Here is a 15,832-nt window from a genome sequence, read left to right as displayed (position 1 = left end):
AATGGAGGTACCAGTGTCAGGGGAGAGGTCTGCCCAAAAGCGGGCACAAGAGCCCGGCCATGACGAGGACTTCGCCGACGATCTCAACGCCCATGCCGACGCCGCCGCCGCCGACGCCCACGCCGACGCCGACGACGGTGACGGTGACTTCGACTACGACGTGATCGTGATCGGCTCGGGATTCGGCGGATCGGTGTCGGCCCTGCGCCTGACCGAGAAGGGCTACCGGGTCGGCGTCCTCGAGGCGGGCCGCCGCTTCACCCCCGAAACCCTGCCCAAGAGCTCCTGGGACCTCCGCAACTATCTCTGGGCCCCGGCCCTCGGCTGCTTCGGCATCCAGCGCATCCATGTCCTGGGCAAGGTCATGGTGCTGGCGGGCGCCGGGGTCGGGGGCGGCTCGCTCAACTACGCCAACACCCTCTACGTACCGCCCGAGCCGTTCTTCCGGGACCGCCAGTGGGGGCACATCACCGACTGGCGGGAGGAGCTGAGCCCGTACTACGACCAGGCGCGGCGGATGCTCGGGGCGCGCCTCAACCACACCCTCACCCCGTCCGATGTCCACCTCAAGGCGGCCGCCGAGAAGATGGGCGTGGGCGACACCTTCCATATGGCGCCCGTGGGGGTCTTCTTCGGCGACGGCCACGACGCCGACGGGACCACCAAGGCCGCGCCGGGCGGGGCCGTTCCCGATCCGTACTTCGGCGGCGCGGGCCCGTCCCGTAAGGCGTGCACGGAGTGCGGTGAGTGCATGACCGGCTGCCGCCACGGCGCCAAGAACACCCTCAACGAGAACTATCTCCACCTCGCCGAGCGGGCCGGAGCCGTGGTCCACCCGATGACGACCGTCGTCGCCCTGTGCGACGACCCGCACGGCGGCTATACGGTCACCACCGTCCCGACCGACAGCCGCCGTAAGGGCAAGCCGAAGGCGCTGCGCTCCCGGTACGTCGTCCTCGCCGCCGGTACCTACGGCACCCAGACGCTGCTGCACACGATGCGGGACAAGGGGCTGCTGCCGCGCGTCTCGGAGCGGCTCGGCATCCTCACCCGCACCAACTCCGAGGCCCTGGTGGGCGCGCAGACCACCGACCGCCGCTACCGCCGCGCGCGGGGCGGGGAGGGGCGGGCGGACTTCACCCGGGGCGTCGCGATCACCTCGTCCATCCACCCGGACGAGAACACCCATATCGAGCCCGTCCGCTACGGCAAGGGATCCAACGCGATGGGGATGCTCTCCATCCTCCAGATCCCGCACGGCGGGCGTGTTCCGCGCTGGCTGCGCTTCCTGGGCGCCAACCTCCGGCATCCCACCCTGGCCGTGCGCTCGCTGTCCAACCGCCGCTGGTCGGAGCGGACCATCATCGGGCTGGTCATGCAGACGCACGACAACTCGCTGACCACTTACCGAAAGCCGAAGGGGCCGGGGAAGGGGCTGCTCACCGCCCGCCAGGGCCACGGTGAGCCCAATCCCGACCACATCCCCGAGGGCGCCGAGGCGGCCCGCCACATCGCCGACTCGATCAACGGCTTCGCGGGCAGCAATGTGGGCGAGCTCATGGGCACCCCGCTGACCGCCCACTTCCTCGGCGGCTGCCCGATCGGGGCGTCCCCGGAAGAGGGCGTCATCGATCCGTACCACCGGCTCTACGGCCATCCGGGCATCCATGTGGTCGACGGCGCCGCCGTCTCGGCCAACCTGGGCGTCAACCCGTCCCTGACCATCACGGCACAGGCCGAGCGGGCGATGTCCCTGTGGCCGAACAAGGGCGAGTCCGACCCGCGCCCGGCCCCGGGGGCGCCGTACGAGCGCCTGCGGCCCGTCCCGCCGCGCAGCCCCGCCGTACCGGCGGACGCCTTCGGGGCGTTGCGGCTCCCGCTGCTGCCGGTGCCGAAGGTCCCGCCGCGCGCCTGAGCGCCGCGCAGCCGACCGCCGGGGCGCCGTACGGACTCCGGCCGCGCGCCTGAGCGCCGGGGCGCCGTACGGGCCGGAGAACAGCCCGTACGGCGCCCCTCAGAACCCTCGCGAGGACCGTCAGACCGTGGCGCGACGGCGACGGACCACGAAGACCGCGCCTCCGCCCGCGGCCATCGCCACACCGCCGATCACGGCGATCATCGGCAGCGCGGAGGAGGAACCCGTTTCGGCCAGGCTGCCCTTCGGGCTGATCTCCGTGTCGCCCTCCGGCTTGTGCGGCAGCGGCTTCTCGCCACCCTGCGGCTTCGGGTCGGCCGGCGGCACATGGCCCGGCTCCGAACCCGCCTTCAACACGTCGAACTCGTAGTACTCACCGGTCGAGTAGACGCAGTTGCCCTCGTCGTCGGCGTACACCCCGACGCTGATGGCGTAGCCGAAGCCCTCGGGCGCGCTCTTGGCGACGCTCAGCCGGAGGTCGACCGTAAGGGTCTCGTGGGGGCGCACATCGGTGTAGCCGATGTAGCCGGAGCCCGGGTCGCTCTCGTCGGTGGAGATCGCCTTCCAGGCGCCGGACTTGGGGTCCTTGTACTGAAGGGTCAGGTACTTGCCCGTCCCGTCCGGGGCGGACTCGTGCACCGTGCCCGCGAAGAGCCCGAAGTCGACCCGCTGGTAGGCGCGGTCCGACTCGTTCTTCACCTGGAACTTGAAGCCGTGGAAGCCACTGCCCGCCACGACCTTCGACGGCAGGCCGACCAGGGTCGTGCTGAGCTCCGGGTCCTCGTTGTAGTCCCCGTCGTCCGCGCACTCGCCGTCGCCCGGCTCCTCGGTCGAGGTCGGCGTCGGGGTCGGGGTGGCGCTCTCGGTCGGGGTGGAGGAGGGAGAGGGGTCGCCGGGGGTCGGTGGCTGGGTGGCGCTCGTGGACGGCGCCGGGGTGGTCGGCGTGGCCTCGTCGGTCGGGGTCTGCGACGGCGCGGGGTCGTCCGGGGACGGCGTCACGGTCTCGGAGGCGGACGGCGACGGGCTGTCGCTCGGCGTCTCCGCGAAGGCAGCGGGGGCCGCGAGAAGCGCGGCGGGGGCTATGGCGGCCGTCGCTGCGGCGGCCGCCAGGGCGCGGCGAAGCTTCATGAAGACCTCTCTGGGTCCGTACGTATCCCCTGGGGGCGATACGCGTGTGGAAGGCCGTCGCGGTGGGGCGCGGGATGGCCGTGCGTTTGCACGTACATGACCAGGCGAATGGCTGAAAGGTTGCCTTCACGGTTGCTCACGGAATGGTCACAGAATCCGCGACAGGCGCCCTGCCTCGCACGTCGTCACCCGTACGGCGCGTGACCGGCCCGCGCGCGGGCTCGTTGTGCCCGATGCCGCGCCAGCCAGGAGCGGCCCGGAAAATCCACGCGTGGCTCAGATCCGCCGCAGCGATGAGACGCGGCCCCTGCGGTGATTCAGGCGGCCCGTCGTGGGACCTCGCTTCGGCGAGGTGACCGGTCGGCAGGGGACAGCAGCCCGGTCACCACCTAAGGGCGGTCGGCCCCGGGGACGCCTGGGGCCGACCGTATCCGGTCGAAATGCTTGCGCCCGGCGCTCCGCATCCACCACGATGCTGAGAGGGAAAACGCCCCCGGTCACACCCCGACATTGGTCCGACCACGCGGGCGTACGCCGTTCAGACACCCCTGATATGCGGGCCCCATAAGCCAGCGGCGCAACCCCCCGGCGCCGCCTCTCAGCACCGGCGCTGCCCTGACGCCGGTGCTGACCGCCTAGGGCCCCGGGGGCGCCCGCCCCGCTCGGGCGCCCCCGGGGCCCTTCGCCTGCCCGTGGCCGCGAGGACGGTGGAGGGATCGGACACGGAGGGATCAGATCCGGCCCCGGCACAGCTCCAGCAGCGTCATGGCGAGCGTCGTACCGGGCTTGCCCAGCCGCTGCCGGTAGCGGTCGAGGATCTCCATCTCGCGGGAGAGGTGCACCCGCCGCCCGCCCGCCGCGATCCGCGCCTCCTGGACGGTGGCCGAGACGGCCATCCGCTCCCGGACGAGATCGAGGATCTGCCCGTCGAGGGCGTCGATCCGCTCCCGCGCGGTGCCGATCACATCGGCGGCCTTGGTGGCCTCCGTGGCCTCGGCGGCCTCCGTGGCCGAAACGCTGCTGCTCATGTCCATATCTCCTGGTCCGTGTAGCGGAGCCCCTGGAGTCCGGTCGAGACCCGGAGACAAGACAGAACGCCCCGGGCCTTTGCCGGCCCGGGGCGCCTGGGAAGTCGCTGTCAGTGTTTACGCAGCACGACCATGGCAGCCGGACGGGCCGGTGCCATAGGTAAAGACGAAGGTCATGCGCGTGGACATGGCGTCGATTATGGGCCCGTTAGAATCGAAAGTCCAAACCTGCGGTCCCGCCCCGAAGCCGTGGCCCCGCCGCAGCCCTGTTCCACCGCACGCCACCACCGCCGGAAGGCCGCCGAAGTGCCATCAGCGTCCCCTGCTGCCGCCCCCGACACCGTCCTGGTCGTCGACTTCGGCGCGCAGTACGCCCAGCTCATCGCCCGCAGGGTCCGTGAGGCCCGGGTCTACAGCGAGATCGTTCCGTCCACCATGCCGGTGGCCGAGATGCTCGCCAAGAACCCCAAGGCGATCATCCTCTCCGGCGGCCCCTCGTCGGTCTACGCCGAGGGCGCGCCCACGCTCGACCGGGCGCTCTTCGAGGCGGGCGTCCCCGTCTTCGGCATGTGCTACGGCTTCCAGCTGATGGCCAAGGCGCTCGGCGGCACCGTGGACAACACCGGGGCGCGGGAGTACGGCCGTACGGCGCTCACCGTCACCAAGCAGGGCTCGACGCTCTTCGCGGGCACCCCTGAGGAGCAGCAGGTGTGGATGTCGCACGGCGACGCCTGCTCCCAGGCCCCCGAGGGCTTCACCGTCACCGCGTCCACCGATGTGGTGCCGGTCGCGGCGTTCGAATGCGATGAGCGCAGGCTGTACGGCGTGCAGCACCACCCCGAGGTGATGCACTCCACCCACGGCCAGCAGGTGCTGGAGCACTTCCTCTACCGGGGCGCCGGCCTGGAGCCCACCTGGACCACCACCAATGTGGTCGAGGAGTCCGTGGCCGCGATCCGGGAGCAGGTCGGCACCAAGCGCGCGATCTGCGGGCTGTCCGGCGGTGTGGACTCCGCCGTGGCCGCCGCCCTCGTCCAGAAGGCCATCGGCGACCAGCTGACCTGCGTCTACGTGGACCACGGGCTGATGCGCAAGGGCGAGTCCGAGCAGGTCGAGAAGGACTTCGTGGCGGCCACCGGCGTGCAGCTGAAGGTCGTCGAGGCCGAGGAGCGCTTCCTCACCGCGCTCGCCGGGGTGTCCGACCCCGAGGAGAAGCGGAAGATCATCGGCCGGGAGTTCATCCGGGTCTTCGAGCAGGCGCAGGCCGAGCTGGTGGCCGAGGCGGGCGCGGCCGGTGAGGACGTGGAGTTCCTGGTCCAGGGCACCCTCTACCCCGATGTCGTGGAGTCCGGCGGCGGCACCGGCACCGCCAACATCAAGTCCCACCACAATGTGGGAGGGCTGCCCGACGACATCGAGTTCCAACTGGTCGAGCCGCTGCGCCGGCTGTTCAAGGACGAGGTGCGGATGGTCGGCCAGGAGCTCGGCCTGCCGGACGAGATCGTCCACCGCCAGCCCTTCCCGGGGCCGGGCCTGGGCATCCGTATCGTCGGCGAGGTCACCAAGGAGCGCCTGGACCTGCTGCGCGAGGCCGACGCCATCGCCCGCGAGGAGCTGACCGCCGCCGGTCTGGACCGCGACATCTGGCAGTGCCCGGTGGTCCTGCTCGCCGACGTCCGCTCGGTCGGCGTCCAGGGCGACGGCCGCACCTACGGCCACCCGATCGTGCTGCGCCCGGTCTCCTCCGAGGACGCGATGACGGCGGACTGGTCGCGGCTGCCGTACGACGTGCTGTCGCGGATCTCCACCCGCATCACCAACGAGGTGGACCAGGTGAACCGGGTGGTGCTGGACATCACCAGCAAGCCGCCCGGCACCATCGAGTGGGAGTGACCGGTCCGCGCTGCGGCCCGCCCCGGACCGTCCTGACTCTGGCCTCCTGCGATACCCGGAGGTAGCTTCCGCTCCAGCACACCAGAGGAGCGGAGCTGCCGATGACGAACCAGCCGCAGACCCCCACCCCGATACCGACCGACCAGCTGCGGTTCACCATGCCCCCGCAGCACGCCTCGCCCCATGACGAGCGCCGTTATCGCAAGGAGCGGCTTGCGGCGGCGCTGCGCCTGTTCGGGCGGTTCGGGTACGAGGAGGGGGTCGCGGGTCACATCACCGTGCGGGACCCGGAGTTCACCGACTGCTACTGGGTGAATCCGTTCGGCATGCCCTTCGGCCACATCACCGTGAGCGATCTGCTCCTCGTCAATCAGGCGGGCCAGGTGGTCGAGGGGCGCGCCCACGTCAACCAGGCGGCCTTCGTCGTTCACTCTTCCGTGCATCAGGCGCGGCCGGACGTCGTGGCCGTCGCGCACAGCCGCTCGGTGCACGGCCGCGCGCTGGCCGCGCTCGGTGAGCCGCTGGAGCCGATCACCCAGGAGGTCTGCGCGTTCTTCGAGGACCACGCGGTCTACGGGGGCACCACGGGGGTCGTCGTGGACGAGGACGAGGGGCGCGCCATCGCCGCCGCGCTCGGCGGCCACAAGGCCCTCATCCTGCGCAATCGCGGTCTGCTGACGGTCGGGGACTCGGTCGACGCGGCCGCGTGGTGGTTCATCACGATGGAGCGGGCCGCCCAGGTGCAGCTGACCGCGAAGGCCTCGGGCAGGCCGGTGCCCATCGACTACGCCGACGCGATGCGGACGCGTGAGCAGCTGGGAAACGATCTTGTGGCGTGGATCAACTATCAACCTCTGTATTTGCAGATCACCCGCGATGAGCCGGACCTGCTGAGCTGACACCCTCTGCGGTGCGGCACAATCCCCTCTCAACACATGTCAGTTGGGCGGTGCCGTGCGAACCCGCGGTCCCGTACGGAACGAGTGAACGACGGAGCGACCCGCGTGGCGGTGGAGCAGGCGGAGAACGCCACGACGGCAGAAGGACAGCACCCTCATGGGCACCCGCACGGCCACAAGGGCTGTGAATGCCCTCAGGGGGCCCGTGAGGGCCACCGGAGGGCCGTGGCCACGTTCGTGGCCCTACGGGAGCGTTTCGCGGCCGGAGAGGGGCTTCCCAAGGCTCTGGTCCACTCGGCCGGGGCGTCCCGGCAGTGGGTCTCGGACGAGCTGGCCCACGCGGCCCGTTCGGTGGCCGACAGCGGCCGCGCCGAGACCTCGGCCTGGCGCCACCGGGTGTGGCTGCGCACGGTGTTCGTGGTGTGGGGCGCGGCCGGGGCGCTGCTGATCGGCCAGTTGGCCACGGCGATCGGCGCGGGCTGGTCGGTGGCGCGGACGGCCGGGCTCACCGCCGCCGTGATCACCGCCGCGCTGCTCACCCTCACCGCCCGGCTGCACCGCGCGGACGGCGGTCCGCTCGCCCCGCTCGTCGGCGAGGACAACCGCCTCTCCACCTCCCGTACCGTCGCCGCCGCCTGGCTGCTGATCGCGGTCTTCGCGGTGCTGGTGCTCGGCGTCGAGCTGGCGGTGGCCCCCGGCGACCGGCAGCGGCTGACCGACGGGCTCGCCCTCGGCCGCACCGCCGGGCTCCTCACGGTCGCCGCGCTGACGTGTGTGGCCGCGGTGCTGGCACGGCTCGTCGTGGCGGCCCGGGTGCGGGCGCAGCGGCTCCAGAAGGTGCGGGCCGTGCGCCCGCGCGCCGCCGATCTGCTGACCGACGACGCGGGCCGCGGCAGCTTCGCCGATGTGCAGTACATCGTCGTCCACACCGTGGCCCTCGCCTTCACCGCGGTCCGCCTCGCCCGCGAGCCGTGGCGGCTGCCCGACGTGCCGTGGGGCCTGGCGCTGCTGGCGGCCGTGTCGGTGGTGATGTACCTGACCGGGAAGTACGCGGAGGGCGGCCGCCCGACCGTGCTGTCCGTCGTAAGGGCCCTCCCCGAGGCGGGGGCCATCGACCGCGACGCCCCGATCCGCACCGGCGACGACATCGAGATCCGCGGCAGCGGCTTCGTCCCGCCTGGCGCCCAGGACCCGGACCGGCTGGCCAAGCTGGTCGTCCGCATCGGCGCGGTGCACGTCCATGTTCCGCTGGTTCCGGTGGCCGGGGGCTTCAGCAGCCCCACGGACACCGCGCTCACCGTGCCGGTCCCGGTGGACGTGGAGCCGGGCCGGGTGGATGTGCAGGTCGTGACGGCCTCGGGGGCGGAGACCAACCGCTATCCCATCGATGTTATGGACTGAGTCGTTCCGGCCGGCCGCTCCGTATGGTTTCGTCGAACACGCAACCAAACGGCGGTGCGACGGGAGAGGCGGGCGGCATGAGACACGCGGATCGTATGGCCGGTTCGGGTACGGCGGGCAGCGGCGGGAGCGTGCACGGTATGGGCGGGATGGGTGGCGTGAGCGGCATAGGCGGGCAGCAGCAGCCCGTGGGGATCAGAGCCACCGCCGGCCGTTACGCCCTGCTGCCGCTGCGGATCTTCCTCGGCGTCACCTTCGTCTACGCCGGAATCGACAAGCTCACCGACTCGGCCTTCCTGTCCGACTCGGGCTCGGGCTCGATCGGCGAGCTGATGCGCCAGGTGCGGGACAGCTCGGCCGTGCCCTGGCTGGTCGACCAGGCCCTCAAGGACCCCACCGCCTTCGGGTACGCGATGGCCTACGGCGAACTGGCCGTCGGCCTCGGCGTTCTGGTGGGCCTCCTCTCCCGCCTGGCCGCCTTCGGCGGCGCGCTGATCTCGCTGAGCCTGTGGCTCACCGTCAGCTGGCAGTCGGACCCGTACTACTACGGCAACGACCTGGCCTATCTGATGGCGTGGCTGCCGCTGGTGCTGGCCGGGGCGCCGTATCTCTCCCTGGACGTCGTCATCTCCCGGCGCCGGCGCCGGCAGGGCTCGCAGCTCTTCACATAGCTCGCGGCTCTCACGGGAGGCGCGTCTCTTCCCGGGGCGCGTCTCTTCCCCGGGGGCGCGCCTCTTCACGCGGGGCGTGCCGCCGGGCCCTGCCCCGTCATTTGATGATGCGGAAGCCGTCCCGTACCTCGTCGAAGATCGGCCGGTAGGTGCTCCAGTCCGCGTCCGGGGCGCTCAGGTAGATCGCGTACTCCTTGTCGCCCTCGTTGCCGAAGCCGAGGTCGATCGCGCGGAACATCCGGACCTCGCCGCGGAATTTGAACTCCCAGATCGCCGCGGGCATGCCCTGGTACTTCGTCTCCTGGAGCCGCAGCCGCTCGTAGATCGGGTACTCCCTCTTGTCCTTGAACGCGACCTCGAGGTCCTCGAAGTGCTGGACCTGGTCGCCGGAGGCGAAGTCCAGGACGTTGATCCTGAAACCGGCCAGCCCGTTGGGGTCGAGGTAGCGGACCTCCTGGGTGCGGTCGACCGTGTTGCCGTCGGGGTCGTTCTGCTCCTGGCGGGTCCAGCCGTCGGGGATGGGGAGGGAGAAGCCGAACTTCTTCTCGGTGACGATGTGGTAGCCGGACGGCGGGTTGTACGGCTTGGTCGGGGAGGCCGACGGGTTGCCCGTGGCGGAGGATCCCCCGCCGTTCCCCCCGCCGTTGTCGTGGTCGAGGCCGTACAGATAGACGCCGCCCGCCACGGCCACGACCGCGAGGGAGGTCGCCGCGGCGGTCCACACCGCCTTACGGCTCTTGCGGACCGGAGCGGGGGCGGGCGGGGGCACCGGCGTCTGGGCGGTCATGGACGGCGTCGAGGCGGTGAACGGCGTGGCGGTGGGCGGGGTGTGCTGAGAGCCGGGCGTGTTCCCGGTGCCCGGGGGGTGCGAGGGAAGCCGTGGGTCCGGCGCGTGCGGTGTGCTCGGAGTGTGGGAAGCGTTCAGCGGGTTGTGCGGAGCGCTCGTCGCGTTGTGCGGAGTGCTCGGTGTGTGGGTCGTGTGTTGATACGGGGTCGGTGTCGTGGGCGCGTTCGGCGCGGCGTGCGCGTCCGTGCCCGTGGTCCGGTCCGTGCTCGTGGTCCGGTCCGTGCCCGTACCGGGCTCCCGCCGCGTCGAGAGGTTCATGGTCGCGTCGATCGGCGGATTCTTGGTGGTCGTATCGAGCGGCGAGGTCTGTAGCGATGTCGTCTCGGGCTCCGACGCCGGGAGCCGCAGCGCCCGTTCGGTCTCCTCGGCCGTGGGCCGCAGCTCCGGCTCCTTGGCCAGCAGGCTCTCGATCAACGGGGTCAGCGCGCCCGCCCGTTTGGGCGGGTCCAGCGGATCGACGGCGATCGCGTAACCCGTCTCGATCGCCGTGGCCTTGCGGAACGGCGGCCGCCCCTCGACCGCCTGATAGAGCGTCGCCCCCAGCGCCCAGAGGTCAGACGCGGGGCCGGGCTTGCGGCCCCTGACCCGCTCGGGCGCGATGTAGTCGATGGAGCCGACGACCTCGCCTGTCTTGGTCAGCGTCGAGGTGCCGGTGGCCATGGCGATGCCGAAGTCCGTGAGTACGACCCGGCCTTCGGGGCCGAGCAGCACATTGCCGGGCTTGACGTCCCGGTGCAGCACCCCGGCCGCGTGCGCGGCGCGCAGTGCGGCGATCATGCCGCGGCCGATGCGGGCGGCCTCGTCGGGCGAGACGCGTCCGCCGTCCTTCAGCAGGTCGGCGAGGGTTGTGGAGGGCACGTACTCCATGACGATGCACGGCAGTCCCTGGTGGTCCACCACGTCATGGACCACGACCACGTTGGGGTGGGTGATGCGGGCCGCGCTGCGCGCCTCGCGGCGGGTGCGTTCGTGCAGGGTCGTCAGCTCGTCATCGGCTAGGTGCGGAGAGACGTAGAGCTGCTTGACCGCGACCTGGCGGCCCAGCAGTTCGTCCTCCGCGCGCCACACCTCGCCCATGCCACCACGGCCGATCTTCTCGACCAGGCGGTAACGTCCGGCTATCAGGTGGCCTTCGTCCGACACCGCTCTCCCCTCCCGCACACGTTCGATGCGACACGATAGCCGCCGTCACCCCCGGGGAGATCTCAGGGAAGACCTAGGGGCATGCCGGATGTCGCGAGTACGGCCCTGTTGTCACCATGGACGCATGACCGAAGCACCCACCGTGGCGGACGAGGCTGAGGCCGCGTCCGGTTCCCGCCTGTCACAGACGCCCCTTCGGCGCAGTCGTGACCATAAGGTGATCTCGGGGGTCTGCGGAGGGCTCGGCCGCTACTGCGATCTGGACCCGGTGATCTTCCGGGTGGTGCTGTCGGTGCTGGCCGTCGCGGGCGGCCTCGGTCTGATCGTGTACGGGTTCTGCTGGCTGCTGATCCCGTTCCACGGCGAGGACGAGAACGAGGGGCGCAGACTGCTCTCGGGCCGGGTCGAGGGCCCTGGGCTGACGGCGGTGCTGGTGGCGCTGGTGGGTTGTGGGCTCTTCCTGTCGATGCTCAACAACGGCGGCGTCATGTACTTCTCGTTCATGCTCGCCCTCGCGGCGGCCGGTGCGGGCTATTGGTCGCACCACCGGCGGCAGGCGGAGAGCGTGGGCGCGGTGGACGCGGCCACGGCCCAGGCCGTCGCCGACGCGCCGCCCGAGACCAAGGCGCCGCCCACGCGCGGCGGCCCCGGCCCCTCCTGGTGGCGTGACCCGATCGTCAAGGACGGTACGACCGGGCCGCTCGGCACCGGGGCCGGGTCGCGGACCGGCTATCTGTGGGGGCCGGACGACGGCCCGTACGACAAGCGGGAGGCGAAGGCGGAGCGGGCCCACCGGGTGCCGGACCGGGCCTCGATCGGCGGCTGGGCCTTCCTGGTGGCGGTCGCCGCCGCCGTGGTGGGGGCGCGGGCGGGGTGGTCCTCGCGGCCGCTGGGCACCAGCCTCGAGATCGGGTTCGCCTGCGCGCTGGGCGTCTTCGGGCTCGCCCTCGTCATCAGCTCCCGCTGGGGGCGGGCCGGTGGCGGCACGGTGTTCCTCGCGCTGCTGACGAGCGCCCTGCTGGCGGGCGCGGCCGCCCTCCCCGATGCCGTCACCCCCGACTGGGCCCGCCGCACCTGGGCCCCGACCTCGGTGGCGTCGCTGCGCGACGGCTATGAGCTGGGCGGCGGCGTCGCGGAGTTGAAGCTGGACCGGCTGCCCCTGAAAGCGGGCAGCTCCGTCTCCAGCCGGGTCGAGATGGGCGCGGGCAAACTGGCCGTGACGGTCCCGCGCGACGCCCGGGTGAGGCTGGACATCGAGGTCGGGATCGGCGACATCTGGCTGCCGGGCCAGAAGCGGGACAAGCACAACGTCGACATCGGCCCGGACCGGGAGCGCAAGCTCACCCTGGAGCCGGTGGGCGGCGGTAAGGCCGAGGGCACGGTCTCGCTGAAGCTGGAGATGGGGCTGGGCGCGGTGGAGGTGAAGCGCTCATGAGGCGCCGTTCACGTTCGTTTGGGCAGCGGTTCGACCACGGGGTCGGGCATGGGGCTGACCACGGGGTCGGGCGCCGGTTCGGTGGTCGGTTCGGGCATCGGTCCGACCACATGCGTGGTCACTGGCTGGGGCACGCGGGCCCCGACCGGACCCGCCATCCGTTCGAGCCGGGCAGGCTGGTGGCCGGGCTGGTGATCCTGGGCGTGGCCGCCGCGTACGGGATGGACGCGGCCGGGGAGTGGGACGTCCGCCCGGAGATCGCCCTCCCGGCCCTCCTGTGCGGCCTCTGCGTCGCGGCCCTGACCTCGGCCCTCACGTACGCGTTCCGCCGCCGGTCGGGCAGGGCGACGCCGGACGACTGAGGGGCCCCGGGCCCGGGTCGGGGAACGATCAGGGGCGACCCTGATGCCCGTTGTCGGCCGGGCGTGTGACGATCGAGCCATGACCGCCGCAGTGCCCCCCACGGCCCCCGAGCCACCCCCGCGCAAGCTCTACCGCAGTGCCGAAGGCCGCCTCCTCGGCGGTGTGGCGCGCGGGCTCGCGGGCCATCTCGGGTTGCCGGTCGCCTGGGTGCGGATCGTCTTCATCGCGCTGTTCATGGCGGAGGGGTTCGGCGCGCTCGTCTACGCGCTCTTCTGGTTCATCGTCCCGCTCGGCGTCGGCGGCGTGGAGACGACCGCCGGGCGCCCGCTCACCGCCGTGGGCCCCGACGGCCGCCGCCGGATCCTGACCCGCAGGCCGGAGCGGGGCCAGATCATCGCCCTGGTCGCCCTCTTCATCGGCATGGGGATCTTCGTCCAGGGCTTCCAGCTGGGCCGCGCCAACACCTATATCTGGCCGCTCCTCCTCATCGGCGCGGGCGTCGCCCTCTTCTGGCGCCAGGCGGACAACGCCCGCCGCGCCCAGTGGGTCGAGCTCAGCCGCAGCAAGCGGGTCCTGCCGCTGGCCCGTGGCGCCTCGGGGGTGGTGCTGGTCGCCGCCGGGGTGTCCGGGATCGTCGTCCTCCAGGGCTCGGCCAAGCATCTGGGGGCCGTGCTCCAGGCGGCCCTGGCCGTCCTTGTCGGCATCGCGCTGCTGGTGGGCCCGTATGTGGTGCGGATGACGCAGGATCTCTCCGAGGAGCGGCTGATGCGCATCCGCGCGCAGGAGCGGGCGGAGGTGGCGGCCCACGTCCATGACTCCGTGCTGCACACCCTCACCCTGATCCAGCGCAGCGCGGAGGACCCCCGCGAGGTGGCCCGCCTCGCCCGTGCCCAGGAGCGGGAGCTGCGCGCGTGGCTCTACCGGCCGGAGGGCACCGGCAAGGACGAGGCCGAGGAGCCGGACACCCTCGCGGAGGCGGTGAAGAAGACGGCGGCGGAGGTCGAGGACCACCACGGCGTCCCGATCGAGGTGGTGGTGGTCGGCGACTGCCCCCTGGACGAGAAACTGGGCGCACAGATACAGGCGGCGCGCGAGGCGATGGTCAACGCGGCCAAGTACGGTGGCGACGGCGGGGCCGTCCAGGTCTTCGCCGAGGTCGAGGGGGCCACGGTGTTCATCTCCGTGCGCGACCGCGGCCCCGGCTTCGACGTGGACGCGGTGCCGGAGGACCGGATGGGCGTACGCGAGTCGATCATCGGCCGGATGCAGCGGAACGGCGGCACGGCGCGGCTGAGATCCGCGCCGGACGGGGGCACGGAAGTGGAGCTGGAGATGGAGAGGGCGGCGACGACATGACCGACGCTACGGGCGGTACGAACGCGACGAGCGGCCCCGGGGCGCAGGGTGTGCCCGGCGCGGCGCCCGGCCCGGCGGGAGCCGGGGGCTCCGGGGGCCCTGGGGGCTCCGGGGCGGACGACGCCGAGGTGGCGCGGCGGGTGCGCGTGGTGCTCGTGGACGACCACCGCATGTTCCGCACCGGGGTGCAGGCCGAGATCGGGGAGACGGCCCGGACCGGTGTCGAGGTGGTCGGCGAGGCGGCCGATGTCGACCAGGCCGTGACCGTGATCACCGCGACCCGCCCCGAGGTCGTCCTGCTCGATGTCCACCTCCCCGGCGGGGGCGGCGTCGAGGTGCTGCGCCGCAGCGCCTCGCTGATGGCCGACCCGGACCGCCCGGTGCGCTTCCTGGCGCTGTCCGTCTCGGACGCCGCCGAGGACGTCATCGGCGTCATCCGCGGCGGCGCCCGCGGCTATGTCACCAAGACCATCACCGGCACCGACCTCGTGGACGCGATCTTCAGGGTCTCCGAGGGCGACGCGGTCTTCTCCCCGCGCCTCGCCGGTTTCGTCCTCGACGCCTTCGCCTCCACCGACGCCCCGCCCGTGGACGAGGACCTGGACCGGCTCACCCAGCGCGAGCGCGAGGTGCTGCGCCTGATCGCGCGCGGTTACGCGTACAAGGAGATCGCCAAGCAGCTGTTCATCTCGGTGAAGACGGTCGAGAGCCATGTCTCGGCGGTGCTCCGCAAGCTCCAGCTCTCCAACCGGCATGAGCTGACCCGCTGGGCGACGGCCCGCCGCCTGGTCTGAGCCCGGGAAGCGGGAAGCGACCCAAGCGGGAAGCGGAAAGCGCGACAAGAGCAGGAACGGGAACAGGACGGACGGCGCGGCGGCTCAGCCCGGCGCCCCCATCCGCTGCGTGCCGACGACCGACAGCAGCCGCAGCGCCTCCTCGGCCGGTGAGCCGGGGTCGGCGGTGTAGATGATCACCCGCTGATCCCGGTCGGCGATGTCCAGCACATCGCAGTTGACGGTGATGGGACCGACGAGCGGATGGTGCAGCGTCTTGCACAGGATGGGCTTGGCGGACACATCGTGGGAGTCCCACAGCCGGGCGAACTCCTCGCTGCCCGCACGCAGCTCGGCCACCAGCTCGGTCACCTCGGGGTCGTCCGGGTAGCGGGCGGCCGCGGCGCGCAGCCCCTGGGCCGAGGTCTGGGCGAACTCGTCCGCGTCCGACACCCCGTACAGCCGCCGCCCGTCCCGGTGCGGCCCGAGGAAGGCGCGGCGGACGAAGTTGCGGTCGCGGCGCGAGAGGGCGGAGAAGTCCTCCATGAGGGCGGCGGCCAGATCGTTCCAGGCGATCACCTCGTATGTCGCGGAGAGCACGATCGCCGCCGCGTTCGGCAGCCGCCGCAGCAGGTTCGCGATGCTCGGCCGCACCTCGCGGGAGGGCCCGGGCGGCGGGCCCGGCGGGGCGCCCGCGAGATGGTGCAGATGTTCGCGCTCGATATCGCCCAGCCGCAGGGCGCGGGCCAGCCCGGTCAGCACCTCGCGGGACGGGCGCGGGGCGCGGGCCTGCTCCAGCCGGGTGTAGTACTCGGTCGAGATGAACGCCAGCTGCGCCACCTCCTCGCGCCGCAGCCCCGGCGTCCGGCGCCGCGTCCCGGCGGGCAGCCCCACGTCGGCGGGGGTGATCCGCTCACGTCGGCTGCGCAGGAACGCCGCCAGCTCTCGTCTGTCCACGCCTTCAGTGTGCGCGGACGGCC

At 72.2% G+C, this 15,832-nt stretch carries 13 protein-coding genes; 9 read left to right on the top strand and 4 right to left on the bottom strand.

Translation table 11 applies throughout. The features are described from left to right. The first annotated feature begins 1 nt into the window (after position 1). Positions 2-1,915 carry a GMC oxidoreductase gene (locus tag ACJX2R_RS23580; protein WP_413101752.1) on the top strand — a complete coding sequence of 638 codons (1,914 nt, stop codon included), beginning with the start codon at positions 2-4 and terminating at the stop codon, positions 1,913-1,915. A 120-nt stretch (positions 1,916-2,035) separates the two neighbouring features. Here ACJX2R_RS23580 and ACJX2R_RS23575 read toward each other — a convergent pair whose 3' ends face one another. Further along, entirely contained in the window at positions 2,036-3,043 is a 1,008-nt protein-coding gene (locus ACJX2R_RS23575) for an LAETG motif-containing sortase-dependent surface protein (RefSeq protein WP_413101751.1), read from the bottom strand. A gap of 731 nt (positions 3,044-3,774) precedes the next feature. Then, a complete protein-coding gene (locus ACJX2R_RS23570) occupies positions 3,775-4,071 on the bottom strand; it encodes a chorismate mutase (RefSeq protein ID WP_413101750.1) in 297 nt (98 codons plus the stop codon). A gap of 306 nt (positions 4,072-4,377) precedes the next feature. Here ACJX2R_RS23570 and guaA point away from each other — a divergent pair, with 306 nt between their 5' ends. The 4 genes from guaA (at position 4,378) to ACJX2R_RS23550 (ending at position 8,935) form a co-directional block, all read left to right on the top strand. Then, complete coding sequence (gene guaA / locus ACJX2R_RS23565) at positions 4,378-5,964, top strand: glutamine-hydrolyzing GMP synthase (RefSeq protein ID WP_262699143.1); 1,587 nt, start codon at positions 4,378-4,380, stop codon at positions 5,962-5,964. Between the two features lie 101 nt (positions 5,965-6,065). Further along, a complete protein-coding gene (locus ACJX2R_RS23560; RefSeq protein ID WP_191068184.1) occupies positions 6,066-6,863 on the top strand; it encodes a class II aldolase/adducin family protein in 798 nt (265 codons plus the stop codon). Between the two features lie 105 nt (positions 6,864-6,968). Next, a complete protein-coding gene (locus ACJX2R_RS23555; protein ID WP_413105937.1) occupies positions 6,969-8,264 on the top strand; it encodes a hypothetical protein in 1,296 nt (431 codons plus the stop codon). 140 nt (positions 8,265-8,404) lie between these two features. After that, positions 8,405-8,935 carry a DoxX family membrane protein gene (locus ACJX2R_RS23550; protein WP_371105973.1) on the top strand — a complete coding sequence of 177 codons (531 nt, stop codon included), beginning with the start codon at positions 8,405-8,407 and terminating at the stop codon, positions 8,933-8,935. A gap of 97 nt (positions 8,936-9,032) precedes the next feature. Here the strand turns inward: ACJX2R_RS23550 and ACJX2R_RS23545 are convergent, their stop codons facing one another. Beyond that, on the bottom strand, positions 9,033-10,925 hold the full coding sequence (locus ACJX2R_RS23545; RefSeq protein ID WP_413101749.1) for a protein kinase domain-containing protein: 1,893 nt from the start codon (positions 10,923-10,925) through the stop codon (positions 9,033-9,035). A gap of 124 nt (positions 10,926-11,049) precedes the next feature. Here ACJX2R_RS23545 and ACJX2R_RS23540 point away from each other — a divergent pair, with 124 nt between their 5' ends. From ACJX2R_RS23540 to ACJX2R_RS23525, 4 genes are all read left to right on the top strand, one after another. Next, complete coding sequence (locus ACJX2R_RS23540; RefSeq protein ID WP_413101748.1) at positions 11,050-12,360, top strand: PspC domain-containing protein; 1,311 nt, start codon at positions 11,050-11,052, stop codon at positions 12,358-12,360. 110 nt (positions 12,361-12,470) lie between these two features. After that, positions 12,471-12,722 (top strand): hypothetical protein, encoded by a 252-nt coding sequence (locus ACJX2R_RS23535; RefSeq protein ID WP_413101747.1) that lies wholly within the window; start codon positions 12,471-12,473, stop codon positions 12,720-12,722. 79 nt (positions 12,723-12,801) lie between these two features. Continuing rightward, the gene (locus ACJX2R_RS23530; protein WP_413101746.1) at positions 12,802-14,079 is read left to right on the top strand and encodes a PspC domain-containing protein; all 1,278 of its coding nucleotides are present in this window, start codon (positions 12,802-12,804) and stop codon (positions 14,077-14,079) included. Continuing rightward, a complete protein-coding gene (locus tag ACJX2R_RS23525; protein ID WP_413101745.1) occupies positions 14,076-14,873 on the top strand; it encodes a LuxR C-terminal-related transcriptional regulator in 798 nt (265 codons plus the stop codon). Before ACJX2R_RS23530 ends, ACJX2R_RS23525 begins: the two co-directional genes overlap by 4 nt. Positions 14,874-14,957: 84 nt before the next feature. Here the strand turns inward: ACJX2R_RS23525 and ACJX2R_RS23520 are convergent, their stop codons facing one another. Next, entirely contained in the window at positions 14,958-15,809 is an 852-nt protein-coding gene (locus tag ACJX2R_RS23520) for a helix-turn-helix transcriptional regulator (RefSeq protein WP_413101744.1), read from the bottom strand. Between the last annotated feature and the right edge of the window lie 23 nt (positions 15,810-15,832).

It is taken from the genome of Streptomyces sp. Inha503, from assembly GCF_047215865.1.
GTDB classification, from domain to species: Bacteria; Actinomycetota; Actinomycetes; order Streptomycetales; family Streptomycetaceae; genus Streptomyces; species Streptomyces lycopersici.
This window is presented reverse-complemented; position numbering and strand designations above follow the sequence as displayed.